Below are 23,402 nucleotides of genomic sequence, written 5' to 3'. Positions count from 1 at the left end.
TCTTCAAGATGTTCTGAAAGGCATCTCGAAGTTCTAATAAAATAAGGATTTGAAATCCTTATTCCTTTCCAAGTCTGGCTGCACACCTCAGCTCTTCGAGATGTTCTGAAAGGCATCTCGAAGTTCTAATAAAATAAGGATTTGAAATCCTTATTCCTTTCCAAATCTGGCTACGCTCTGCCAACATCAAGAATAGCGAAAATAAAAAAATGGAAGTTACCCTTTACTAATCTTAAGCACCATACCAGGTTGCAAACCAGCTTTAGCCAGTCGATTATCTTTTCTGATACTTTGAACGCTTGCACCATCAAATTTTTCAGCAATTTCAGATAGCGTATCACCACGCTTTACTGTATAGCTTAAATAAGATGCAGGTGCTTTCAAAGCAACTGTTCTTTTTGCATACACTTTCAGCTTTTGCCCCGGAACTACCGTTTGGCTTTTTAAACCATTCCAAACTTTTAAATCCTGAACTTCAACACCATACTTATTGGCAACGGCGGTTAAATTTTGACCTGCTAATACTTTATGGAAAATCATCGCTTTTGAAGCAATAGTTGTTACCTTTTTCTTTCTAAGTTCACGCACATCATCTGTTCCGGCTTCAATAACACGCATATTTCCGTCAAACTCATCGGCGTTTAATACATCGTACAAACCAGCCAAATCAGCACTTTTTAATTTAGGTAGAATTACACGTTTTGGTAAATCTGCCGTACCATTAATAATTTTTTTCTTATACCATGGGTTTAAAGCAAACAATGTGCTTTCGTCTACATTTAAAACCTTCGCAAGCGATTGTAGTGAAACAAAATGGTTAACCTGCATGGTATCGGTTTTTAAAATCATATTGCTGGCCAGCTCAGTAATCTGGTGTTTGCCAGAATAATTCATAACATAAACTGCCGCTATAAAAGCCGGAACATAGTTTCTGGTTTCTTTTGGTAAAAACTGTCTTATCTCCCAAAAATCGCGTGAGCCTGCTTTCTCAATTGCCCGATTCACATTTCCTTTGCCACAATTGTAAGCCGCAATAGCCAAAAGCCAGTCGCCTAATTCTTCAAAAGCATCTCTAAAATATGCGGCGGCGGCATAACTTGCCTGTATTGGGTCTTTACGTTCATCAACATAATTATCCATTTTTAAGCCGTAAGCTTTACCGGTACCAAACATAAACTGCCAAATGCCGGTTGCGCCAACCCTTGAAATGGCATGCGGATTCATTTGAGATTCTACAATGGTAAGGTATTTTATTTCCTGTGGAATATTGTAATCCCTCAATGCTTTTTCAAAAATCGGGAAGTAATAATCAGATAAGCCATGCATTTTGCCAAACATATCTTTACGTTTAACATAAATATCTATGTATTGCTGCACATATTCGTTATGCGGAAGTGGTACAATTTGCTCAACCGAATCTAACCGAAGTTTATAAACATAATTTTGGCTTAAAAGCAAAGGATTTTCTATTGCCGGAGGAACGGCTACCGTATCGGTATTTATGAATACGTTATTTTGCTTTTTAAAAAGACTATCTGCTTTTAGAATTTGCTGTGCCGATGCCGAAAAAACAAATCCGCTTAGCGCCAAAAAACAAGTAAAAAGTAATTTTTTAATCATGCGTTGTGGTTTAATATAAAACTAAATTGTAGCGCAACTAATTACACTTATTAAAAATTCTTCCCGTGTTTCGCTTTTACGCTTCGCTTCGTCGGTTTCCTCCTCGCTGCAGGGTAACCGCTTCACCCGGGGCTAAATGGCAAAATTATATTCCATTTTAATGTTTCCAACCTACACAAACCTTTGTACCTAAACCCGATTGACGTGAATCCCGATTTTTCATCGGGAGCAACAAAAAGCGGGACTACAATCGGCCAAAAGGCAAATGCTTCAATTTCCAAAATAAAAATCTTTTAGGTTTTAAAAGATTCCTTTTTCCTCGCAATAACGAGCTATTTTAAAAACGAATTAGAGAAAGCAAGTAAAGCATCCTCTTCAAAATGCCTGGCTATAAACTGAATACTTAACGGCAAACCTTCGCTATTATTGCCTAAAGGCAATGCAATCGCCGGGTTACCGCTTAAAGATGGTAAAACCGTAAAAATATCGGCCATGTACATCACCAAGGGATCTTGAAAATTCTCGCCAATTTTGAAAGGCGAAGTGGGTGCCACGGGCGATAGAATTAAGTCGTAAGACTTGAATAAATCATCAAGTTTTTCACGGATTAGTCTTCTTACCTGTTGTGCTTTCTGATAATATGCATCGTAATAACCAGCGCTTAAAACAAAAGTTCCAAGCAAAATACGGCGTTTAACCTCTTCACCGAAACCTTCAGAACGAGAAAGTTTATATAAATCTGTGAGCGATTTTGCTTCCGCGTTGCGATGCCCGTAATGCACACCATCATAACGCGAAAGATTTGAAGAAGCCTCTGCGGTAGTTAAAATATAATAAGCCGGCACTAAATAATCCAGTAAATCAAAAGAAACATACTCAATGGTATGGCCTTTTTGCTTTAAATTTTCTATAGATTGAAGTATGGCAGCTTTAATTTCCGGATCAAGCGCTTCGCTCTCGATGGTTTCTTTTAAAACGGCGATTTTTTGTTTTTTATTATTGCTCAAATGAGCAGCATAATCAGGCACTTCTAAGGCAGAAACAGTAGAATCATTCTCATCAGCACCTGCTAAAACCTTTAATAATATGGCTGCATCATCTACAGATGAAGTTATCGGACCAACCTGATCGAAAGAGGAAGCATAAGCGATTACGCCATACCTGGAAATTCTTCCGTAAGTTGGTTTTAAACCAATTTGCCCACAAAAAGCAGCCGGCTGACGAACAGAACCGCCCGTATCGGTGCCTAAAGCTGCCAAACACATGTCTGCCTGAACGGCTACTGCAGAACCACCTGATGAGCCACCGGGAACAAGTTCTGGATTTGCAGCGTTTTTTACCGCTCCAAAATATGAGGTTTCGTTAGAACCACCCATTGCAAATTCATCGCAATTTAAGCGACCAATTATTATGGCATCCTCCTGTAATAAACGCTGTACAACCGTTGAAGAATATGGGGATACAAAACCATCGAGCATTTTTGAAGATGCCGTAACAATATGATCTTTATAGCAAATATTATCTTTTATGCCGATAACCATGCCCGCAAGCTTACCTTGCGTGCCTTCGTTTATTTTTTGCTGTACTGTTGTCGCCTGCGCCTCTGCCGAATAAAAAAACACCTCATTAAATGCATTGAGGTGTTCGTTTGCTTTAATTTGCTTAAAATAATAAGCCAATAAATCGGGTAAAGTGATTTGCTTCTGCGAAATGAGCGTTTGAATCTCCTTTAGAGAGCTGTATTTCTTCAAAACCTAAAATTTGTATTAAACAGTTTTATCGCGGTTTGATGGATCTACTTGTTCGCCATCTACACCATCTTTACCATCTTTAAATTCTTTTACACCTTTACCTAAACCACGCATAAGTTCAGGAATTTTTTTACCACCAAATAATAAAAGTACCACTACCGCAATAATGATGATTTCTGGTGTGCCAAGCATTGCTGCTATTGTTGTATTTAACATAACTTTTTAGTTTAAACTTTTTGACTATCTGTTACAATTTTTTCATCAATGGGAGTACTGCTAACAGAGGAATGTGTATTATCTGGAGTTGTAGCAACCTTTTCATCAACTACCGAATCATCTGAAGGATGATGGCGCTGGCTATGTATGTTGGTTGCATGCTGTTCTTCTTCTTCTTTATCTAAATCCATTGCATTGATGTTTCTATGGATTTCGCGTTTTACACCATCAGATGCATCTTTAAATTCTCTAATCCCCTTCCCTAATCCTCTTGCTAATTCGGGTAATTTTTTACCTCCAAACAACAAAAGAACCACAACCAATATAAGTACGATCTCTGATCCACCCATATTTAAAAACTCTAATAACGTGCCTTGATACATCACTAATCTATTTTATACAAATATAAACATTTAATTCCCTATTGTTATTTACTAATCCAAGCTTCTGGATTTAAGGCCCCTTGACCTCTTCTAATCTGAAACTTCAAAATCGCATCATCGCCTGTATTTGCAACAGAGCCTATTGATTGTTTAGTATCAACCGTTGAACCTGTGGTTACAGTAACCGCTTTTAAATTCTGATATACTGTGAAATATTCTCCATGGCTAATTAAAACGGCTATTCTACCCATAATATTCTGAACCATTACAACCTTTCCGGCAAAAACGGCTCTAACTGTAGCACCATCTGAAGTAGTAATATCTATTCCATCATTGGTATATGTAGCTTGATCTATTTTATGTAAACCAAAACGCTCTGTAATAGTACCTGCTGCAACTGGCCAAGGCAATCTACCTCTGTTATTTTCGAAACCTGCTGATAATCGTGCTGCTTCAGGTGTAGCTGTTAACAGTTCTGAGGTACTCTTCTCTTTTACTGCCGGAGCGGCTTTAGAAGCAGTTGGAGCAGGCTTATTTTCTGCTTTTGCTTTCTCTGCCGCAGCTCTTTCTTCTGCCGCACGTTTTGCCGCCGCTAAACGAGCTTCCTCAGCTGCCTTTCTTCTGGCCTCTTCAATTGCTCTGGCGATTGCAGCACGAATGGCCCTATCAATTTGCTGTTGTTCTTTTCTTTTGGCGTTAATATCCTGCTTAAATTGACGCTCTTGTTTGCTTAAGTTTTTTAAAGCTACAGACTGCTGGTTTTTATCTTTTCCTAAGCGTTCTCTTTCTCTTTCCTGCTCTTTTAAAAGTTCGCTTTTTTCTTTTAAGGTTTTATCCAAAACCCTGATTTTACCATTTAATTCGGTTTGCGTATTTTCGATGTAGCCTGCTTGTTTTTTACGATACTGACTAAATTGTTGCAGGTATTTAATTCTTTTATAGGCTTGATTAAAATCTCTTGCTGCAAAAACGAACATCATTTTTTCGTAAGCATTTCTATTTCTTTGCGCAAAACGAATCATGCCGGCATATTCTTTTTTTAAATCGCCAAGCTGTCCTTGTAATGTATGTACGGTATTTGTATTCTGAGAGATTTGGTTATCGAGGTTTTTTATTTCAGAGTTGATGGTTCCGATTTTATCCTGGCGAAGCCTGATTTGGGCATTAATGGCATTAATTTGTTGTAAGGTTAGCTTTTTACCACTTGCCGTTTTATTAAGATTTTTTTGTAGCTGTTCTATTTCTCGCTGTATAGCTTCTTTTTTTCTTCGTAATTGGCTCTCAGTTTGCGCATAAGAAGAAAAGGCAATAGTGCTTAAAGACAGGATGATTAGGAGTTTGTATAGCTTCATTAAGCCAAAAGTATAAAAATTTTACAGTAAAAAGTATTAAAATTAAGTTACTAAGGGCATTAGGAGTTCATCTTCACAAAAACTTCATGCCTGTAACGAAACATTTAAATTGCAAAATTTTATACTTAAATCTAATTGATGAATAATTTCGATTGGGTACGAATTATTTCACAATCGTGTATCGCTTTGGTACAGTAAACGGAAAATCTACCGGAACATTGCCATCAATTTTTACGTACTGCATTTCGATATTAATTTTTTTACTTCCTGATAAGGTATTAATTTTTAAACTGCCCGGAAAAAGGAACTCATTAAGCTTTTGGTAATCATCATAATTTACCTTCAACGCTTGTCCGTTTTTAGCATCGTTAAGGTTAGTTTCGGCAACTTTAAAAAGAGCATTAAAAAGCAGGCGATAATCTAAGCTTTCTTTATTGCCTGATACTATCCATGCGCCATTTTCTTGCTTTAATGTAGATTGTTCAGTCAAAAATTCGCCCATGGCGTTGCCTGTTAAAATAGCTTGTAAGGTGTTAAAGTTTACCTGTTTATTGGTAAAATTGTAAATGTAACTGAAAGGTTTTTTCAGGTATTCAGTTTTAAGCTTATTTTGAATTTTGATGCTATCGGGCGTAATTAAAGCCCTTGCAACTTCGGCCATTCCGCCTAAAGCAGTAATACTCACCCAAATCACTTCTTTATCCTTCATTCTGAAATTCATAGTTACATCATTTACATCACCAGAAATATCAAGCGAAGCCTTTGCCTTTAACGAAAGTGTATTAAACTTAAGCTGTTTACTATTTAATAAATTCAGGGTTTCGATTTTTGAATTATCGGTTCTAGGTGCTGGTGTGGTTGTTGGCGCAACTACAATTTCTTTTTTTGGTTTACAAGCAGCAAAGAACATTACTGCAGATAGGATTAAAACACTATTTAAAATATTTCTTTTCATTGATTTTCTTTGTTAAAACTTCTGAGCCATTACCGGCATCTTTGGCCTTTTGCCATTGGAGCATCGCTGCATCTTTTTCACCTTTAAGAAAAAGAATGTCGCCGTAGCGCTCCAAATAAACACCGTTTTTATTGCTATTGTTTTGCAATGCCTTTTCAATCCAGGTTTTTGCCAAATCGTATTTCTGCTGCTTAAACAAAATAAATGCATAAGTATCTGCAACCGATGAATTTTCGGGCATCGCATTCGCTGCTGTTTCTGCATATTTTGCCGCTTTAGCTAAATCATCATTCTTTAAAGCAAGGTAGTAGGCATAATTATTCATTATCAGATAATTATCAGGCTCGGTTATAATTGCCTTTTCAAATGCTAGTTTGGCTTGCGGAAAATTATTCTGGTTAATGAAAATATCGCCTTGCAAAGCATATACCTGCGCTTGTAAGCTTTTATTATCTACATCCAGCTGAAGTGCATTTTTGAGGTTATTTTGAGCAACATCATATTTGCCCGTTTTATACAAGGCATAAGCCATGTAATAGTATAAACTTGCCTGATTGGGATAAATGGTTAATGCTTCATCGCCAAGCTTAACTGCATCTGTATAATGGCCTAATAAAGTTTGGATATTTATTACCTGTTCCCAAACTGCGTAAACTTGTTCGTTAAGTTTTAAAGCTGCCTGATATTGCACCAACGCATCTTGCAACTTGTTCTGCTGATACAATATATCACCATAAAGCGATAATGATTTTGCATCTTTCGGGTTAGCTTCTGCTAAACTTTTACCTAAGGCTGTAATGTTTTTAGATACTATTGGCTGATCTATTTTTTGGAAAAGCGCTGCAATTATTTTAACCTTTTCATCAATCGGCATCTCTTCGCTTTCAAATGCTAATTTTAACGATGCAAATGCGGCTTCATCATTCTTTTGCTTGCGATAAACATCTGCCAAGCCAAGGTTCACTTCAAAATTTTTAGGCTCTATTTGCTGTGCTTTCAATAAAACTTTCAAAGCTTCAGCATCGTTGTTTTTTTGAAGCAATAAACCCGCAGCATACAGATAATTTTTTACATCGGCCTGGTTGCCTTCTAACAACTTTACAATGTCGCTTTCAGTTGCATTAGTTCCATCAATTCTCCTCCTGGCGTTTGTTAATTCTCTCGATACGCCAAATTTTGATTCGATTTCGCTGTAGGTTTTTTTTGCTTCATTAACCTGGTTAGCAATTAACTGTGCATTTGCCTTATCAAAATAATATATGTCATTTTCAGGCTCGATTGCTATCAATTGGTTAAATACAGAAATAAGCGAAACCATATTATTATTCCGCTTATAAACTTCGCTTAGCAAACGCAAATACCATTTGTTTCCTGGATTTAAATCGATAGCTTTTTTGATATTTAGTTCGGCTTCTGATAATTTATTAAGCCTTAGATTTAAACCAGCAAGCTCATAATAAGCAGCATGATTTTTGGTATCCAGCGTAACTACCTTATTAAAAGTTGTAGATGCAACGACAAAATTCTCAAACATTTTTTCGCGTAAGCCTGCAAAGAAAAGCTGTTTAACCACATTGCTATCCTGATTAAGTTTTACAGGAGGCAGCTGACTAAAAGCTTGCAGACTAAAAGCAATTAAAGCGAAAAAAATGTATTTTCTCATAATTTAAACCTAAATGCCAGATGAGCTATTTGGCTATTGCAACACATTCAATAATTAAAACTTAATCATTAAAAATTTATTTGCCCGTATGCCCATAACCGCCCGCTCCTCTTGCTGTATCAGATAATTCTTCAACAAGATTCCAGCTTACAGTTTCATGTTTAGCAATAACCATTTGAGCAATACGCTCGCCATTTAAAATCTTGAAATCCGTATCGGATAAATTTACCAATAAAACTTTCAATTCTCCACGATAATCTGCATCAATAGTTCCGGGTGCATTAACAATACTGATTCCGTGCTTGTAAGCTAACCCGCTTCGCGGTCTGATTTGTGCTTCATAACCAATTGGCAATTCAATATGTAATCCTGTCGGGATTAACATTCTTTGCAAAGGCTTTAGCGTAATTTCCTCAGTTATTGATGCCCTCAAATCCATACCTGCAGCATGAGCAGTTTCATATTGTGGCAATGGGTGTTCTGATTTATTGATGATTTTTATCTCCATTTATAATTTTGAATGACTGAATGTTTGATTGAATAAATGAGTGAATTAATGATTATTGCATTATCGTTTTAAAAGTTTTCTGATTTCATTTTTCTCGAAGTAAGCGATACCGGCAATAAAAGCAATAAGCATCGCATTGCCGATGTAAATATTTTTATCGAACACAAAAAACGAGGTAAAAACTATTATGGTTGAAACTATTAAATAAGCAAGTATTTTTTTTAGGTTATATGGAATTGGATAATGTTTCTGTCCGAGGATGTACGAAATGATGGTCATAATTGCATAAGCAGCCATCGAAACCCATGCAGAACCCATGTAACTGAAGCGAGGAATTAGTACAACGTTTAACACAATTGTTATAATAGCGCCAATAACTGAAATATATAAACCGAAGCGGGTTTGATCTGAAAGGCGATACCATATTGATAAATTCATGTAAATGCCCAAAAAAACATAACCCATTAATAAATATGGTACAGCAGGCAACCCAACCCAGTATTCTTCATTCCTGATGAAATATTTTAAAAGTTCTATGTTTGCAATTAATGCAACAAAAAGTATGGCAAGCGCAATTACGAAATACTGCAAAATGGTTGCATAAGTTTCTTTGGCATTTTTATTTTTAGCGTGACTAAAGAAAAATGGCTCTGCCCCCAAGCGGAACGCAGTTATAAATATGCTCAGAAAGATGGCAATTTTGCATACAGCGCCGTAAATACCCACTTCTTCGTTAGCAATATCTGCCGGAAGCAAATCTTTTAGAACAATCTTATCTAAATTTTCATTTACGATGAAGGATAAGTTTGCAATAAGTATAGGCCAGCTATAAGAAAACATGTTTGAAAACAGTGATTTATCAAACTTCAGTTGTATTTTTAAAAACTCAGGAAGCAATGCGAAAAGCGTAGCTAAACTTGCAATTAAGTTAGATACAAACACATAACCAATCCATTGATGGCGATACCAAGACTGTAGCCATGATGCACCAATCCAGTTATGTTTTATAATGGCAGGCAGTACAAAAATAAATATCAGGTTAAAGCCAACGAAGCAGCCAATATTTAGGAATTTTACAACACTGTACTTAAATGGCCTTCCATCTGCCCGCAGTTTGGCAAAAGGAATTACACAAATTGCATCAATAAATAAAATCCACAGAAAAAAACCAACATACTGTTTGTAATCAGAAACTTCGGATGCTTTTGCGGCCAGATATGTGGCTATTGGATTTGAAAAAATTAACCCGGTTATTAAAAAAAGAGTAGAAATAAAGGCAATGCACAAAAAAGAGTTATTGTAAACTTCTTGCTTTTTATCCTCAAACTTATTCAGGTACCTGAAATAAGTACTTTCCATACCAAAAGCCAAAATTGCATTTATCAAAGAGGCATTGGCATACATGTTGGTAAAAATTCCATACACGCCTTTTTTATACACCGAAGTATAGATTGGGGTAAGGATAAAATTGAACAATCGGGAGAAAACGGTACTAAGACCATAAACCATTGTTTGCCCAACAAATTTTTTATATACAGACAATTTTATTTCAGATTTTTGATTTACGATTTTAGATTATAAGATGCTTAATCTATTTATTTCTTAAAACTTCAAAATTACGATAGTTTTTAACTTCGCCTTCGCTTACCGAAACATTTTCAACCCGCGAACGGTCTGGCCCTTCATGGCACCAGTTTACAAACTCTTCAAGGAAGATATCATCTGCTTCTGCTTCAACATACACCGAGCCGTCTTTTTCGTTTCTAACAAAACCATTAACCATCATTTGATTGGCAATAATTTTGGTGGTTTCGCGAAAACCCACACCTTGAACTTTTCCGGTAATAACGATGTTGAAATGCTTCATTGAAATTAAATGTTGAATTGTTTTACGGTTGCAAAGTTAACATTCCAAATGCTTATCAAATAGTTAGTCTGTTAATTCGTTGTGCAAATCCTTTAATCTTTTTAATCCGGCTTTGTATTCGCTCCAAATTTCATCCAAAATTTGTTTTGCAGGTTTCACTTCATTTAGCATAGCTGATACCTGACCAATTTCCAGTTCACCATTTTGCATATCACCTTCAAACATACCAAGTTTAGCCCTTGCCCTACCTAATAAATCCATCAGTTCAGTTTTCCCGGTGCCTTCGGCTTCAGCCTTTTCAACTGCATCAGCAAATTCATTTTTTAATAACCTAACGGGAACAACCTTTTTCATGGCCAGTTTGGTATCGCCTTCGGCGGATGAAATAATCTTTTCTTTAAATGCCTGATGTGCCGAAGATTCTTCAGCAACGGCAAAGGCAGAACCAATTTGAACAGCATCGGCACCTAATGCAAAGGCCGCCAACATCGATTTTCCACTTGCAATACCACCAGCAGCAATTACCGGAACATTTACCGCAGCCTTAATCATCGGTATTAAACACATGGTTGTGGTTTCCTCCCTACCGTTATGTCCGCCGGCTTCAAAACCTTCGGCAACAATTGCATCAACACCGGCTTCCTGAGCTTTTAAGGCAAACTTTGTATTTGCAATAACATGTACAACTATAATTCCATGCGCTTTTAGTGTGCTCGTCCATGTAGCCGGGTTGCCAGCGGATGAAAAAACGATTTTAACTTTTTCTTCAATAACAATATCAATTATTTCTTGAATGTTCGGGTACAACAAAGGTATATTTACTGCAAAAGGCTTATCAGTAGCGAGTTTACATTTTTGAATGTGGCTTCTTAAAACATCAGGATACATTGAACCTGCGCCAATAATCCCCAAACCACCAGCGTTTGAAACCGCCGAAGCTAACTTCCAACCACTGCACCAAACCATTCCGGCTTGAATAATCGGGTATTTTATATTAAAAAGTTTACAAATTGAATTCATAAATATTAAATCAGTTTAGTAACCTTATCACTTTCTATTTCAAAATTATTAGATAGTTGAATCAAATTTAAGCCAGGCGTTTTGCCAATTTCAATTGTTCCTAACTTATTCTCTAATGCTAAAAATTCGGCACCATTGATAGTCGCCCAAGTTAAAAGTTTTTCGAAATTGACTTTTTCTGCCTTTTGCAAGGTTCTCATTTCAGACAGAATATTTAACTGATGATTACTTGCCAGGCTGTCGGTTCCTAATGTAATTTTCAGGTTTTCATTAATCAGTAAATCTACATCAGGTAATGCATTTTCTATATATAAATTTGCATTCGGACAAAGGCACCAGTATAAATTTGGATTTGCCTTTTTTGCAAAATCAATATCTTCTTTACTGGAAACCGTATTATGAACCATTAAAGTTTTAAGCAACTCTAAGTTTGGCAAATAGCTTTGCAATGATGTTTTGGCTGTCGCTTGGAAAAACGATATATCTAAACCTAAAAACTTGTATAACTCTAAAAAATCGCCTGTCTTGTTTTGAAAAAATGAATTTTCTTGCGGGCTTTCCTGATTGTGAATGCTGATAAATTGCTTATTCTGATGAGCAATTTCTCTAATCAGATTGAAAAGCTCAGCAGAAACTGAATATGGTGCATGGGGAACTATGGAAGCATGCAATGGGGAGAAATCATTCATAATTTCTTTTGAATGCTTCATAATTAATTCTGCCCTATCGGGATTAAATCCCATTGCTTCGACAAAAGTATGGTAATAAATTTTACTCTTTAATTTAGTTTCTTTCGAAACAATTTGATTCGAAATATCGCCAACGGCAACGATGCCATTATCAAACATTTGTTTATCAGCAATTTCTATAGATGCTTTAATTTGTTCATCGCTAGCTTGCCTACTTTTAATTACCTGCTTTACAAACTCCACCAAACCGGTTTGTTCTGGAATTTGCTTAAACATGTGCGATAATTCGAGGTGGCAATGGGTGTTTACAAAACCTGGAACGATAGCGCCATTGTGTTTATAGACATCTAAATTTTTCGATTCATCTTCATTAAGAAGCTTAGTGATTTCGCCTTTAGCATTTGTAACAACTGTACCGTTTTTTATAGCAGGTGCATTAACAGGAAATATCCAATCGGCTGCAAAATATTGTAACATAAAGCGAATTTATGATTTTTGATTTATGAATGTAGTAAAGCTGTGGAGTAAAACGCTTTAAGAAAAGATATCGGTTTTGAGCAAAATCTAATATTTTAAATCTGCAATCGAAGATAAAAAAGAGCCTCCTATCGGAATCGAACCAATGACCTACTGATTACAAGTCAGTTGCTCTACCAGCTGAGCTAAGGAGGCTTTTTATCGGGCTGCAAGTATAGAAAAAATTATGTTGCCGAAAAAAAGTTTTTTAAAATTTTATTCGTTTCGCTTTAACCTCTCCTCATTAATTTAACCTTTCAATCTGTCAGTCTGCGCTTCTCGAATACCTTAAATTACTTTTTATGAACTAAAGATTCTGTATAACAATAACTTGTCAAGAAGTTTAGGGAAGCTCAGGATGACAAGCACAAATTTGCTTGAGTTATTGACATCGGAGCAGGAGCTACCCTTTCTATTTCCTGCAGAAACCAATTTACCTAAACCCGGTAATAGCGGCAGCCCCGAGCTTTTTCTGCGAGGGCTACAGCGAATAACGGGACGAACTTTGATTATTAGCAGTGCTTTTGCTTTCCAAAAATTTAAAAAATCAATTTAACCTGTTGGCATTACCCCCAATGTGTGGAGAAAGTCTACACACATAATTAAGCTACTAATTTTTATAGTCTTGAAAATCAATAAGTTAATAAGGCATGCCAGCTTTGGCATTATTATGAAACCTTAGCAAGTATTGTTACAAATATTAAATTTTAAAAATCATACTATGAAAAAGTTCATTTTATCAGCTACATTTTTAGCGTTCGCAGGATTCTCAGCAGTACAAGCAAGTGAAGTAAAAGATTTAAATACAACTGCAATTGTTGCAGCTCAAGATAGCACTACAAAAACTCCGGTAAAACTAGAAGAATTACCAGAGCCGGTTACAACCGCATTAAAATCTGATGCATATAAAGGCTGGACAGCTACAGAAGCCTGGGCAGTTAAAGAAGGAACAAAAGAATATTACCTAATCAATGTTAAAAAAGAAGCTGAAACTGGCTCGGTTAAAATTGATAAAGACGGTAAGCCGGTACAATAATATTAATAGCACCCCAAAAATTACAATACCCTCGATTGAGGCATAATTAACCAATAGTGTAGCCATTTACCAGGCTACACTTTATAATAAAAATTTACAACTATGAAAAAGTTCATTTTATCAGCAGCATTAGCTGTAGCAGGATTAACAGCAGTACAAGCGAGTGAAATTAAAGATTTAAAACCAACTGCAATTGTTGCAGGTCAAGATAGCACTACAAAAACTCCGGTAAAATTAGAAGAATTACCAGAGCCGGTTACAACCGCATTAAAATCTGATGCTTACAAAGGCTGGACCGCTACAGAAGCCTGGGCAGTTAAAGAAGGAACAAAAGAATATTACCTAATCAATGTTAAAAAAGAAGCCGAAACAGGCTCAGTTAAGATTGATAAAGACGGTAAACCAGTACAATAACCCCAAATTATTGCATCTACCTAGTATACGAAAGGCCAGTATTTAACTGGCTTTTCGTATTTTTGTTATATGGCGAGAATCCTGATTTTAGAAGACGATACAACATTTGCTCAATTACTTGAAGGTTTTTTAACTAAAAACAATTATGAGGTTACGCTCGTAACCCATGTAAAGCAATCTTTTAAACTTATAGAAAATCAGGAGTTTGATTTGCTTCTTATTGATTATCGCTTACCAGATGGCGTTGGTTTAGAAGTGATTACCCACACCAGAAACTTAGGGTTTCTGACCCCGATAATCATCATGACAAGTTTTAATGATGTAAGAACAGCTGTGAAATCTATGCAGATGGGCGCTTTCGACTACATTACCAAACCTGTAAACCCTGATGAACTTTTGATGGTTATAAAAAACTCGCTTACAAAAAAGCAGGATAAAGACAATAACCAAAAACCTGCTGAAAGCGATTTTATTAAAGGCAGAAGCGCAATTGCCGATAAATTGTATGAACATATTGCTTTGGTTGCACCAACGGATATGTCGGTAATTATTCAAGGTGAAAGCGGAACGGGAAAAGAATTTGCCGCCAGAACTTTACATCAGCAAAGTAAAAGAGCAAATAAACCATTTATTGCTATAGATTGTGGTGCATTATCGAAAGATTTGGCCGCAAGTGAATTATTCGGACATGTAAAAGGTGCTTTTACAGGCGCACTAAATGACAAAAAAGGTCAGTTTGAGGCTGCAGATGGCGGAACTTTATTTTTAGATGAAGTAGGAAATTTAAGTTACGAAGTACAAATAAAACTTCTGCGAGCCCTGCAAGAACGCGTTATACAACCGCTTGGCAGCACAAAGCAAATTCAGGTTGATGTTAGAATTATAACTGCAACCAATGATGATTTAGCAGGAAGCATGCAACAGGGTGAATTTAGAGAAGATTTATATCATCGCTTAAACGAATTTAAAATTCAGTTGCCTCCATTGCGTGATAGAGGCTCCGACCTTGAATTATTTATCAACCATTTTGTGCAACTATCAAACCGCAACTTAGGCAGGAATGTTAAAACCATATCTGCAGATGCAAAAAGCCTGCTCTTAAATTATGATTGGCCAGGAAACCTGCGTGAATTAAGTAATGTAATTAAGCGAATGGTTTTATTAACACAAGGTGATGTTGCGCAAGTAGAAGCCCTTCCAGATGAGATGATGATTTCTGTTCATCAGCAAACAGCGGTTGGAAATTCATCAGATTTAAAGGCGGTGAACGAACAAAACGAAAAAGCTTTGATAACAGAAACCCTAATCAGGGTTAGGCACAATAAATCAAAAGCTGCAAAAATTTTAAATATCGACAGGAAAACATTGTACGCCAAAATGGAGCGATACGGGATAGAATAATGTGGTAAGAACGGCGAAAATTATTTTGCTCCAGCGCATTCCATTTCTTCTATAACCGCGATTAAACCCTCCAGTTTTTGGAGTTGATTTAGAACTTCTTTAGAATTTCCATCTGTTAATCCAATCTCGGCAATATCTATTTCCAATTCGCGGAAAGCGGTTGCTAAAGTTTTAGCACCCATTTGGGCGGTTCGCCCGGCAAGGCGATGAACAATTAGCCTGCTTTTATCCTGATTATTATCTTTAATATATTGTGTAAGTTCTTTTGAATCGTTAACACAATCTAATTTAAACCTCGTTAATATTTTTTCCAGCATCTGCTGGTCGCCAAAAGTCATTTTCTCTATTGAAGAAAAATCAAACTCTATTGCATCAGTAACAATTTTAGTTTTATCAAAAATTGATAATAAATCTACCGCCTGGAAGGGTTTCATAATCAAACCATCAAATCCATCACCCAGAACCATTTCTCTTTCCTCTGGTAAAACCTGGGCTGTTATGGCGTAAAACTTAACTTCGGCTGGGAGTTTTTTCCTTAATAAATGGCACAATTCAATACCGCTCATTTCGGGCATTCGCATATCAATTAATACGTATTTTAAATCTGGGGCAACCTCTTCATGTAAAATATCAGCCACATGATTAAAGCTTTTATACGGAATTTTATTTTTACCGAAAATGAAACCACATAAATCAAGAATAAGCTTATCATCATCAATAATCCAAACCAAACCCGGGTTTACAATGGCATAATGTTCCAAATCTAATGCTTCATTTACCTTTTCATCAGTGTATTGGTAAGTTAAGTATATATTAAAGGTTGTACCCTTTGATGGTTTACTTTTTACATGAATTCTTCCGCCTTGCGCTTCGATTAAAGATTTTACTATTGGTAAGCCTAAGCCTGTTCCGGTTTGGTTAATAACATATTTTTCCGGCGATTCTATCTGCTCAAATTCGTTAAATATTTTGCTGATATCGCTCTCTTCAAAACCAATTCCGGTATCCTGTATGGTAAAATGAAAGTGTAAATCATCTCCTTGCCTTTTGCAGGCAACGGATAAATTTATCTCCCCTTTTAGGGTAAATTTGACGGCATTACCAATTAAATTAAACAGAATTTGTTTTAACCTGAAGGCATCACCTCTAACAAACTCAACACCAGTAATGTCTAAATTGGCATTAAGCAGCAACGATTTTTGCTCTGCTAATGGTCGCATCACAGAAATCACTTCGCTCAAAATTTTACGGATGTCAAAAACCTGGTTGTTAAAACTAAACTCTCCTGAAATAATTCTGTTGTAATCCAGCACTTCATTAACAATCTGCAGCAAATGAATAGAGGATTGATAGATAGCATCGATATCTTTCTTTTTAGGATTATCTTGATGTGCAATCAATTCTGCATAACCTAAAATAGACTGCAAAGGCGTCCTAATCTCATGACTCATATTAGAAAGGAAGCGTTGTTTTGCCTTTCCGTGGTATTCTGCCTCATCTTTCGCCTGCTCCAGCTCCTTTCTGTACCGATTGCTTTTAGTGATATCTGTTAAGATAAAATAAAGCAAAATAACCGTTAGCAAAAAGAAAGCAATGATAATTACGGTAATTTGGGTAATACCATCATTTACAACTTGCTTTGCCTGAATACCGTTTAAATCTATTTGTGCCACGGCCTGCCCTTCAACTTCTCTCAAAATTTGCAGCATTTGAGCCGTTAAGGCATTACTCGCATTAGATAATTCAGCTTCCCGTTTTAAAAATTTCTGGCTTTTCTGTCGCTGCTCAAGTTCGATATTTTTTAACGAACCCGTCATGCTTTTCATAATGCTGTCTTCAGCTTTCGCATTTAAAGTATCACGTTTTACTTTAAATTCTTCGTTTATAATTTTGTAAACATCAGATTTCTTTTTACCAAAAAGCTTGCTTAAAAAGCCTTTTGATTTTTGCGCCTCTTCGGGTGCAACGGTTGTGGTAGATGTAGTGGTTTCAGTTGTTAAAACTGCACTATCTGATTGTACAGACCTTTTTACCACTAAATCATTCAACTTTTTAACCTCTTCAGAAAAAGATTTTGTATTAACCAAAGTTTCTCTAACCTTGAGGTAGTCTACAAATTGTTTATCTCTGTCAGATAATAAATTTTTTATCGATTTAATTCTGGCCAGTTGCAAAGAATCTCCATCATATAAGCGCTTCAAGGTATCTAGCGTAGCCCTTAATTTTCTCGATTCCCTTAAAAAACTGTAATCGCCTTGCTTGTTAAAAGCTTCATCGCGTTGTAACTGATCTAGCCTGGCTATTTTGTGAGAAAGGTTATTTACCAGCCTAAGTTTATCATTTGGTGCAGAAATTTGCTCAACAGTGCTAAGCATACGCGTAAAGGCGAACTTACTGATACCCCAAGCCAAAAGCAAAGCAAAACAGGCAAATAAAAACCCAATAATTACCTTACTTTTTATTGCCCTTAAGAAACGCTTTTGAATAACGGCAGCCATTTAATAGAGATTTTGTTTATCATATAAAACGAATATTTATAGAAAAACACATGTAACCTATGTTAAACAAATAACATACCAAGGCAATGTAAAAAATTTGATTAATTTTAGTTAACCAAACAAAATGAATCGCATCGACAGACTTTTCGGTATCTTAACGCTACTTCAATCGAAGAAATACATCAGCGCAGAAAAAATTGCTGAACGCTTCAATATTAGCGTAAGAACTGTTTATCGAGATGTAAAAGCATTAGTTGAGCAGGGTATTCCGATTAGCTTTGAACAGCATAAAGGCTATTTTTTAGTGCAGGGGTACTTTTTACCTCCAGTTTCATTTAACACAGATGAAGCCAACGCATTACTATTGGTAGAAACTTTAGTAAATGGCTTTGCAGATAATTCCATTCGTTCGCATTATGCTACAGCATTAACAAAAGTAAAAGCCGTTTTAAAGAATGGTCAAAAAGAAAAACTTGAAACCATGAATCAGCATATAAAGCTGCAAACGCCAACCAGGCTACGCTTTAATTATGATTATCTTTCATTAATTCAGGTGGCAATTTCTGATAAACACATTATAGAAATAGACTATAAAAATATTAAAGATGAAGCAAGCAAAAGGATTGTTGAGCCAATCGGATTAATTTTTTATGCTTTCAGCTGGCATTTAATCGGCTGGTGCCATTTAAGAAATCAATACCGAGATTTTAATTTAACAAGAATCGTTTGCTTAAAAAACCTGCAAATTCCTTTTACTAAAGAAACTCACATGCCATTAAGCGATTATATGACGATGTTGCCAGTTGATTTTTGAGTTACAAGCTTTACAACTTTGTATGTGCATTTGGTAAAGCCTAAGTAGTGTTTCTTCGTTGTACTTTAAACCGGCCTAACATCCCGTACGTACGGGATTGGGAATACATTGTCAAAGCCAAACCACTAACTTTAATACAAAAACTGCGAAGCAATCATGAGTACCTAAAAAACATTAAACACAAATGAATAATTTTCAGCCGGCAATTTTGTTTCTTTTGTTGTCAAAAGAAAAATGCCCGTCTGGTTAAGACAAATTTAAATTTCTGCAAATCACTTAGAGTTTTATTGCCATCCATCTTTAATTTTTAGTCTTTAAAAAAATCTAAAATATATTTTTTACACTGCCATAGGGTTGTCACTCACCAGTATTTTCTTTGTCTAAACAAACCTCAAACAACATGAGCTTAGTCGACTTTTTACTACTGGATATTAACAAAGAAGAAAACTTAAACAAACAAAAAATGGAAATCATTAAAGCATTACTAAAAGAACTTGAAACTGAATTTAACACTTCAAAAATATTTATGGCCAGTGTACCTGCCGATAAATTCGATTGGGCACCACACGAAAAAAGCATGAAAATGAAATCCCTTGCAAGTCATGTTGCTGAATTACCAGAGTGGATTTCTTTAGCCCTTACAACTGATGGATTGGATTTCGCAACGGCACCTTACGAAGAGAAAAAAATTGAAAGTGCCGATGATTTAACTAAAATTTTAGAAGCAAGCTACAACGCAGGCAAAAAAGAATTAGAAAAAGCCAGCGAAGAAAGTTTAACTGAAAGATGGGTATTACGCAATGGCGAACAGATTTTATCAGATTCGACAAGGTATGAAATGATACGTATTGCTTTTAGCCAAACCGCTCACCACAGAGCACAATTAGGCGTTTATTTTAGGTTATTGGATATTCCGGTTCCAATGAGTTACGGACCAACGGCAGATTATCCTTCTTTCTAAATTTTTAACCACAGATGTACACAGATAAAAAGGATAAATACGGCTAATAAACCAAATCCGTGTTCATCCTTTTTATCTGTGGCTAAATTATTTTAAAAGATTGTCATGTCTTGATAACCTTAATTACACAATTTATTTCCGTAAAATTGCAGCATGAAAAACACTTCTGCAACCCGGTTAAATAAATTTATAAGCGAAAGCGGATTATGTTCTCGTCGCGAGGCGGATAGATTTATAGAACGTGGAAATGTTTTCATCAACGGCAAGCGAGCCAAAATTGGCGATCAGGTTTTAGCCGGAGATAGAGTAATGGTTAACGGGCACAACATCGAACCAAAAGAAGAAAGTAACTTTGTTCTTTTGGCATTTAATAAACCTGTTGGCATTACCAGTACAACCGAAAGCAGTGTTAGGGATAATATTGTAGATTACGTTAACTATAGCGAGCGTATTTTCCCAATCGGCAGGCTAGATAAAGATTCATCAGGATTAATTTTTTTAACCAATAATGGCGACATTGTAAATAAAATTCTTCGTGCAGGCAATAACCACGAAAAAGAATATGTAGTTACAGTGAATAAGCCAATTACCGAAGATTTTATTTTCGAAATGAGTAATGGCGTACCCATTTTGGGTGTAAATACCAGAAAATGTAAAGTACGGCAACTTACAACTTTCTCCTTCAATATCATTCTAATTCAGGGTTTAAACAGGCAAATTCGCAGAATGTGCGAGCATTTTGGTTATGAAGTAACCAAGCTGGAGCGTACCCGAATTATGAACATCAATTTGAAAGGCATCCCAACAGGAGAGTTTAGAGAATTTACGGAAGCGGAAATGGAAACGATGATGAAAAGTGTAGAAAAGTCTTCGTCAGAGGCCAAACCTAAACCTGCATCCAAACCTAAAAAACAAAACAACTCATGGGAGGAAATTCCAGAATTAAAGGAAGAACGAACAAAAAACTTTAAACCATCTAAGCCTGCTCAAAAATCGGGTGGTAAAAAACAATCTGCCCATTCGTCAGCTAAACCAGGTCAGAAAGGCCCAGGCTCAAACCGAAACTCACGCCCTGCAAAAGGTAAATCTTCTGCTAAAACCAACACGCGGCAAAGGGGCAGATAAACCAATAAATTGTAAAATTACCTGCTGATTTATAGTCTTTTAGGAATATACTTCATGCATAAAGCCTTTTTAAGTACCTTTGTGCTATTCTCAGCCAGAATTTAATATTTAAGCTATGGAAACATTAATTATGCACCCTGAAACCAAAGAGCAATTAGCTGCTTTGAAAGCAATCGCAAAAGCTTTGAAGGTTCCGTTTAAAAAAGAAGAGCGGGAACTAACAGAGCGTGAGAAAACGATAAATTTATACGGCATTGATATGGTTAATGCAATAGAAAAAGCAGAAGAGTCTATCAAAAAAGGCAATGTTAAAACGCTGGACCCAACGAAATCGTTATGGGAAAATATTCAATAGTTTTAGATAAATTAGCTGAAAAGAAAATTAAACTGCATCTTAAATCAGGAGATAAAGCATCAATTAAAAGAATAAATCAAATTTTCGAAGAACTTAAATCCCACCCATATAATGGGGTTGGAAACCCAGAGGCTTTGAAATACAATCTATCAAATTTTTGGTCGAGAAAAATAAACCAAAAAGATCGATTAATTTATAGAGTAGATGAAAACATAATCACCGTTTTCATTGTAGCCGCTACCGGTCACTATGGTGATAAATAAAATGTTAGAACAATTAATTAAAAAAATCGATATCCGATCCTTAAATCTGCTACAACTACAGCAACATTTAACGGCAATGCAACAACCTGCATTCAGGGCTAAGCAAATTTACCAGTGGTTGTGGGAGAAATCGGTTACCACATTTGATGACATGAGTAATCTTTCTAAAGATTTACGCAAAGCATTAAATGAAAGCTTCACCATAAATGCTGTTCAGGTTAATAATTCGCAGTTCAGCAACGATTATACGATAAAGAATACTTTTCGTTTAGCAGATGGAAACATCGTTGAAGGCGTTTTAATTCCGCTTGAAGACCGTATGACGGCTTGTGTAAGCTCTCAGGTGGGTTGTAGTTTAACTTGTAAATTTTGTGCAACAGGTTACATGGAACGCAAACGCAATTTAAATGCCGATGAAATTTACGATCAGGTTGTTCTAATTGATAAACAAGCTAAACAAAACTACAATAATCCACTTACAAATATCGTGTATATGGGTATGGGCGAACCCTTGCTTAACTATGCCAACGTACTAAAATCAATCGAACGCATAACCGCACCCGATGGTTTAAATATGAGTTATAAACGCATTACCGTTTCTACTGCCGGTATTGCCAAAATGATTAAAAAACTTGGTGATGATGGTGCGAAATTTAATCTGGCACTCTCATTACACGCGGCAAACGATAAAAAGCGTAACGAAATAATGCCTATTAACGAGGCCAATTCCTTACAATCTTTAGCCGAAGCTTTAAAATATTATTTCTCTAAAACCAAAAACCCCGTTACTTACGAGTACATCGTTTTTAACGATTTTAACGATGAAATTGCGGATGCTATGGAACTTGCGAAATTCTGCAAGCATATCCCCTGCAAGGTAAACCTTATCGAATATAATCCAATTTCATTTGCTGATTTTACAAATGCCGATGGAGATAAAATCGATGCCTTTTCCAACTATTTAAAAAGTCAGGGCATAAATACAAATATTCGCCGTAGCCGAGGCAAAGATATCGATGCTGCCTGCGGACAATTAGCCGTTAAGGAAGAAGCAAAAGCTTAATTTTTTTTGAAAAGCACAAACAGTTCAAAAATTATAGTGCTGTCCTGCTGTACATTTTAGTCCCGTTTTTTCGAAGAAAAACGGGCGCTGTCATTTCCATCAGGTTTAATTACAGCTGCAATTGCTACTATTTTGGGTTGCCAAAAGCCTAGAAATATATCATCACATCAATTTATCTAAAGAAACCTTATATTTAGTTAAATGATTAATAATGGAAGCACTCAAATTAAATAAATGGTGGCTAAGCCAATGGAGCTCTGATTTAATTGGCTTGTTGTTTCCTAACCTTTGCAATGCATGTGGTACATCGCTATTTCAAAACGAACACTTAATTTGCACACGCTGTTTTTATGATTTGCCTTACACAGATTATCATATCCACGATGAAAACCGTGTAGCCAAACAATTATGGGGCAGATTACCCATTCATGCTGCCATGGCAATGCTTTATTTTAGAAAAGGCGCAAAAGTTCAAAACCTAATCCATAGCTTAAAATACAATAATAAAACAGAAATAGGTGTTTTATTGGGCGGCATACTCGGTGAACGATTAAGTAGCAGTCCGCTTTATCAAAATATCGATTTAATTATTCCGGTTCCGTTACATCGAAAGAAACTTCGTATCCGCGGTTATAACCAGAGCTCATTTATTGCAGAAGGTGTGGCAGAAAAAATGAACATCCCTTTGGATGAAAAGATTTTAGTCAGAAATACATCAACAGAAAGCCAGACCAAAAAAAGTCGTTATAATAGATACGAAAACATGAAAGATGTTTTCGGAATTGCATATCAGGAGTTAATTAAAGGCAAGCATATTTTATTAATTGATGATGTAATTACCACAGGTGCTACTTTAGAAGCTTGTGCAAATACACTTTTAGAGAATGGTGCAGAAAAAGTGAGTATTGCGGCTTTAGCATTTGCAGAATAAT

23 protein-coding genes and 1 tRNA gene are annotated in these 23,402 nt (G+C 36.1%); 10 read left to right on the top strand and 14 right to left on the bottom strand.

The annotated features are described in order from the left end of the window. Nucleotides 1–216: 216 nt before the first annotated feature. The 13 genes from LUA86_RS02070 to LUA86_RS02010 form a co-directional block, all read right to left on the bottom strand. Nucleotides 217–1,620: a lytic transglycosylase domain-containing protein gene (locus LUA86_RS02070; RefSeq protein WP_231458887.1), complete on the bottom strand. Its 1,404-nt coding sequence runs from the start codon at nt 1,618–1,620 to the stop codon at nt 217–219. Between the two features lie 332 nt (nt 1,621–1,952). Beyond that, nucleotides 1,953–3,371 carry an Asp-tRNA(Asn)/Glu-tRNA(Gln) amidotransferase subunit GatA gene (gatA, locus tag LUA86_RS02065; protein WP_231458886.1) on the bottom strand — a complete coding sequence of 473 codons (1,419 nt, stop codon included), beginning with the start codon at nt 3,369–3,371 and terminating at the stop codon, nt 1,953–1,955. Nucleotides 3,372–3,386: 15 nt separating this feature from the next. Then, nucleotides 3,387–3,587: a twin-arginine translocase TatA/TatE family subunit gene (locus LUA86_RS02060; RefSeq protein ID WP_029287719.1), complete on the bottom strand. Its 201-nt coding sequence runs from the start codon at nt 3,585–3,587 to the stop codon at nt 3,387–3,389. 11 nt (nt 3,588–3,598) lie between these two features. Further along, nucleotides 3,599–3,937, bottom strand: a complete 339-nt coding sequence (locus tag LUA86_RS02055) for a twin-arginine translocase TatA/TatE family subunit (protein WP_231458885.1) — start codon at nt 3,935–3,937, stop codon at nt 3,599–3,601. Between the two features lie 77 nt (nt 3,938–4,014). Then, on the bottom strand, nt 4,015–5,322 hold the full coding sequence (locus LUA86_RS02050) for a murein hydrolase activator EnvC (RefSeq protein WP_231458884.1): 1,308 nt from the start codon (nt 5,320–5,322) through the stop codon (nt 4,015–4,017). 163 nt (nt 5,323–5,485) lie between these two features. Continuing rightward, entirely contained in the window at nt 5,486–6,277 is a 792-nt protein-coding gene (locus LUA86_RS02045; protein ID WP_231458883.1) for a DUF4292 domain-containing protein, read from the bottom strand. Then, nucleotides 6,255–7,940 carry a tetratricopeptide repeat protein gene (locus LUA86_RS02040; RefSeq protein ID WP_231458882.1) on the bottom strand — a complete coding sequence of 562 codons (1,686 nt, stop codon included), beginning with the start codon at nt 7,938–7,940 and terminating at the stop codon, nt 6,255–6,257. The genes LUA86_RS02045 and LUA86_RS02040 overlap by 23 nt, the downstream gene beginning before the upstream one ends. Nucleotides 7,941–8,016: 76 nt before the next feature. Further along, nucleotides 8,017–8,448, bottom strand: a complete 432-nt coding sequence (gene dut, locus LUA86_RS02035) for a dUTP diphosphatase (protein ID WP_231458881.1) — start codon at nt 8,446–8,448, stop codon at nt 8,017–8,019. A gap of 60 nt (nt 8,449–8,508) precedes the next feature. Next, entirely contained in the window at nt 8,509–9,990 is a 1,482-nt protein-coding gene (locus LUA86_RS02030; RefSeq protein ID WP_231458880.1) for a lipopolysaccharide biosynthesis protein, read from the bottom strand. A gap of 49 nt (nt 9,991–10,039) precedes the next feature. Next, on the bottom strand, nt 10,040–10,315 hold the full coding sequence (locus tag LUA86_RS02025) for an acylphosphatase (protein WP_231458879.1): 276 nt from the start codon (nt 10,313–10,315) through the stop codon (nt 10,040–10,042). Nucleotides 10,316–10,378: 63 nt separating this feature from the next. Further along, a complete protein-coding gene (locus LUA86_RS02020) occupies nt 10,379–11,335 on the bottom strand; it encodes a nitronate monooxygenase family protein (RefSeq protein ID WP_231458878.1) in 957 nt (318 codons plus the stop codon). Nucleotides 11,336–11,340: 5 nt separating this feature from the next. After that, entirely contained in the window at nt 11,341–12,501 is a 1,161-nt protein-coding gene (locus LUA86_RS02015) for an amidohydrolase family protein (protein WP_231458877.1), read from the bottom strand. Nucleotides 12,502–12,623: 122 nt separating this feature from the next. Then, nucleotides 12,624–12,696 (bottom strand) — tRNA-Thr (locus LUA86_RS02010). Between the two features lie 565 nt (nt 12,697–13,261). Between LUA86_RS02010 and LUA86_RS02005 the strand changes: the two genes are divergently transcribed. The 3 genes from LUA86_RS02005 to LUA86_RS01995 all read left to right on the top strand — a co-directional run bounded on the left by LUA86_RS02005 (nt 13,262) and on the right by LUA86_RS01995 (nt 15,391). Continuing rightward, complete coding sequence (locus LUA86_RS02005) at nt 13,262–13,576, top strand: hypothetical protein (RefSeq protein WP_231458876.1); 315 nt, start codon at nt 13,262–13,264, stop codon at nt 13,574–13,576. A gap of 102 nt (nt 13,577–13,678) precedes the next feature. Then, nucleotides 13,679–13,990, top strand: coding sequence for a hypothetical protein (locus tag LUA86_RS02000; protein ID WP_231458875.1), 312 nt, complete (start codon nt 13,679–13,681; stop codon nt 13,988–13,990). A gap of 69 nt (nt 13,991–14,059) precedes the next feature. Next, entirely contained in the window at nt 14,060–15,391 is a 1,332-nt protein-coding gene (locus tag LUA86_RS01995; protein ID WP_231458874.1) for a sigma-54 dependent transcriptional regulator, read from the top strand. A 20-nt stretch (nt 15,392–15,411) separates the two neighbouring features. On the opposite strand, the gene LUA86_RS01990 is transcribed toward LUA86_RS01995, so the two are convergent. Beyond that, the gene (locus tag LUA86_RS01990) at nt 15,412–17,889 is read right to left on the bottom strand and encodes an ATP-binding protein (protein ID WP_231458873.1); all 2,478 of its coding nucleotides are present in this window, start codon (nt 17,887–17,889) and stop codon (nt 15,412–15,414) included. A 124-nt stretch (nt 17,890–18,013) separates the two neighbouring features. Here LUA86_RS01990 and LUA86_RS01985 point away from each other — a divergent pair, with 124 nt between their 5' ends. The 7 genes from LUA86_RS01985 (at nt 18,014) to LUA86_RS01955 (ending at nt 23,401) form a co-directional block, all read left to right on the top strand. Beyond that, nucleotides 18,014–18,703: a YafY family protein gene (locus LUA86_RS01985; protein WP_231458872.1), complete on the top strand. Its 690-nt coding sequence runs from the start codon at nt 18,014–18,016 to the stop codon at nt 18,701–18,703. A gap of 400 nt (nt 18,704–19,103) precedes the next feature. Further along, on the top strand, nt 19,104–19,664 hold the full coding sequence (locus LUA86_RS01980; protein ID WP_231458871.1) for a DinB family protein: 561 nt from the start codon (nt 19,104–19,106) through the stop codon (nt 19,662–19,664). Nucleotides 19,665–19,817: 153 nt separating this feature from the next. Further along, nucleotides 19,818–20,789, top strand: a complete 972-nt coding sequence (rluF, locus tag LUA86_RS01975; protein WP_231458870.1) for a 23S rRNA pseudouridine(2604) synthase RluF — start codon at nt 19,818–19,820, stop codon at nt 20,787–20,789. A 115-nt stretch (nt 20,790–20,904) separates the two neighbouring features. Beyond that, on the top strand, nt 20,905–21,144 hold the full coding sequence (locus LUA86_RS01970; protein WP_231458869.1) for a DUF2683 family protein: 240 nt from the start codon (nt 20,905–20,907) through the stop codon (nt 21,142–21,144). Beyond that, nucleotides 21,126–21,407 (top strand): Txe/YoeB family addiction module toxin, encoded by a 282-nt coding sequence (locus LUA86_RS01965; protein ID WP_231458868.1) that lies wholly within the window; start codon nt 21,126–21,128, stop codon nt 21,405–21,407. Before LUA86_RS01970 ends, LUA86_RS01965 begins: the two co-directional genes overlap by 19 nt. A 1-nt stretch (nt 21,408) precedes the next feature. Further along, entirely contained in the window at nt 21,409–22,470 is a 1,062-nt protein-coding gene (rlmN, locus tag LUA86_RS01960; protein WP_231458867.1) for a 23S rRNA (adenine(2503)-C(2))-methyltransferase RlmN, read from the top strand. Between the two features lie 211 nt (nt 22,471–22,681). After that, on the top strand, nt 22,682–23,401 hold the full coding sequence (locus LUA86_RS01955; protein WP_231458866.1) for a ComF family protein: 720 nt from the start codon (nt 22,682–22,684) through the stop codon (nt 23,399–23,401). The last annotated feature ends 1 nt before the right edge of the window (nt 23,402 follow it).

The sequence above is a fragment of the Pedobacter sp. Leaf132 genome, from assembly GCF_920984695.1.
Taxonomy (GTDB): domain Bacteria; phylum Bacteroidota; class Bacteroidia; order Sphingobacteriales; family Sphingobacteriaceae; genus Pedobacter.
This window is presented reverse-complemented; position numbering and strand designations above follow the sequence as displayed.

Coding starts and splice junctions, on each gene's coding strand:
- LUA86_RS02070 (WP_231458887.1), bottom strand. CDS start 1,620: ATGATTAAAAAATTACTTTTTACTTGTTTTTTGGCGCTAAGCGGATTT.
- LUA86_RS02060 (WP_029287719.1), bottom strand. CDS start 3,587: ATGTTAAATACAACAATAGCAGCAATGCTTGGCACACCAGAAATCATC.
- LUA86_RS02055 (WP_231458885.1), bottom strand. CDS start 3,937: ATGGGTGGATCAGAGATCGTACTTATATTGGTTGTGGTTCTTTTGTTG.
- LUA86_RS02050 (WP_231458884.1), bottom strand. CDS start 5,322: ATGAAGCTATACAAACTCCTAATCATCCTGTCTTTAAGCACTATTGCC.
- LUA86_RS02045 (WP_231458883.1), bottom strand. CDS start 6,277: ATGAAAAGAAATATTTTAAATAGTGTTTTAATCCTATCTGCAGTAATG.
- LUA86_RS02040 (WP_231458882.1), bottom strand. CDS start 7,940: ATGAGAAAATACATTTTTTTCGCTTTAATTGCTTTTAGTCTGCAAGCT.
- dut (WP_231458881.1), bottom strand. CDS start 8,448: ATGGAGATAAAAATCATCAATAAATCAGAACACCCATTGCCACAATAT.
- LUA86_RS02025 (WP_231458879.1), bottom strand. CDS start 10,315: ATGAAGCATTTCAACATCGTTATTACCGGAAAAGTTCAAGGTGTGGGT.
- LUA86_RS02020 (WP_231458878.1), bottom strand. CDS start 11,335: ATGAATTCAATTTGTAAACTTTTTAATATAAAATACCCGATTATTCAA.
- LUA86_RS02015 (WP_231458877.1), bottom strand. CDS start 12,501: ATGTTACAATATTTTGCAGCCGATTGGATATTTCCTGTTAATGCACCT.
- LUA86_RS02005 (WP_231458876.1), top strand. CDS start 13,262: ATGAAAAAGTTCATTTTATCAGCTACATTTTTAGCGTTCGCAGGATTC.
- LUA86_RS02000 (WP_231458875.1), top strand. CDS start 13,679: ATGAAAAAGTTCATTTTATCAGCAGCATTAGCTGTAGCAGGATTAACA.
- LUA86_RS01995 (WP_231458874.1), top strand. CDS start 14,060: ATGGCGAGAATCCTGATTTTAGAAGACGATACAACATTTGCTCAATTA.
- LUA86_RS01990 (WP_231458873.1), bottom strand. CDS start 17,889: ATGGCTGCCGTTATTCAAAAGCGTTTCTTAAGGGCAATAAAAAGTAAG.
- LUA86_RS01985 (WP_231458872.1), top strand. CDS start 18,014: ATGAATCGCATCGACAGACTTTTCGGTATCTTAACGCTACTTCAATCG.
- LUA86_RS01980 (WP_231458871.1), top strand. CDS start 19,104: ATGAGCTTAGTCGACTTTTTACTACTGGATATTAACAAAGAAGAAAAC.
- rluF (WP_231458870.1), top strand. CDS start 19,818: ATGAAAAACACTTCTGCAACCCGGTTAAATAAATTTATAAGCGAAAGC.
- LUA86_RS01970 (WP_231458869.1), top strand. CDS start 20,905: ATGGAAACATTAATTATGCACCCTGAAACCAAAGAGCAATTAGCTGCT.
- LUA86_RS01965 (WP_231458868.1), top strand. CDS start 21,126: ATGGGAAAATATTCAATAGTTTTAGATAAATTAGCTGAAAAGAAAATT.
- rlmN (WP_231458867.1), top strand. CDS start 21,409: ATGTTAGAACAATTAATTAAAAAAATCGATATCCGATCCTTAAATCTG.
- LUA86_RS01955 (WP_231458866.1), top strand. CDS start 22,682: ATGGAAGCACTCAAATTAAATAAATGGTGGCTAAGCCAATGGAGCTCT.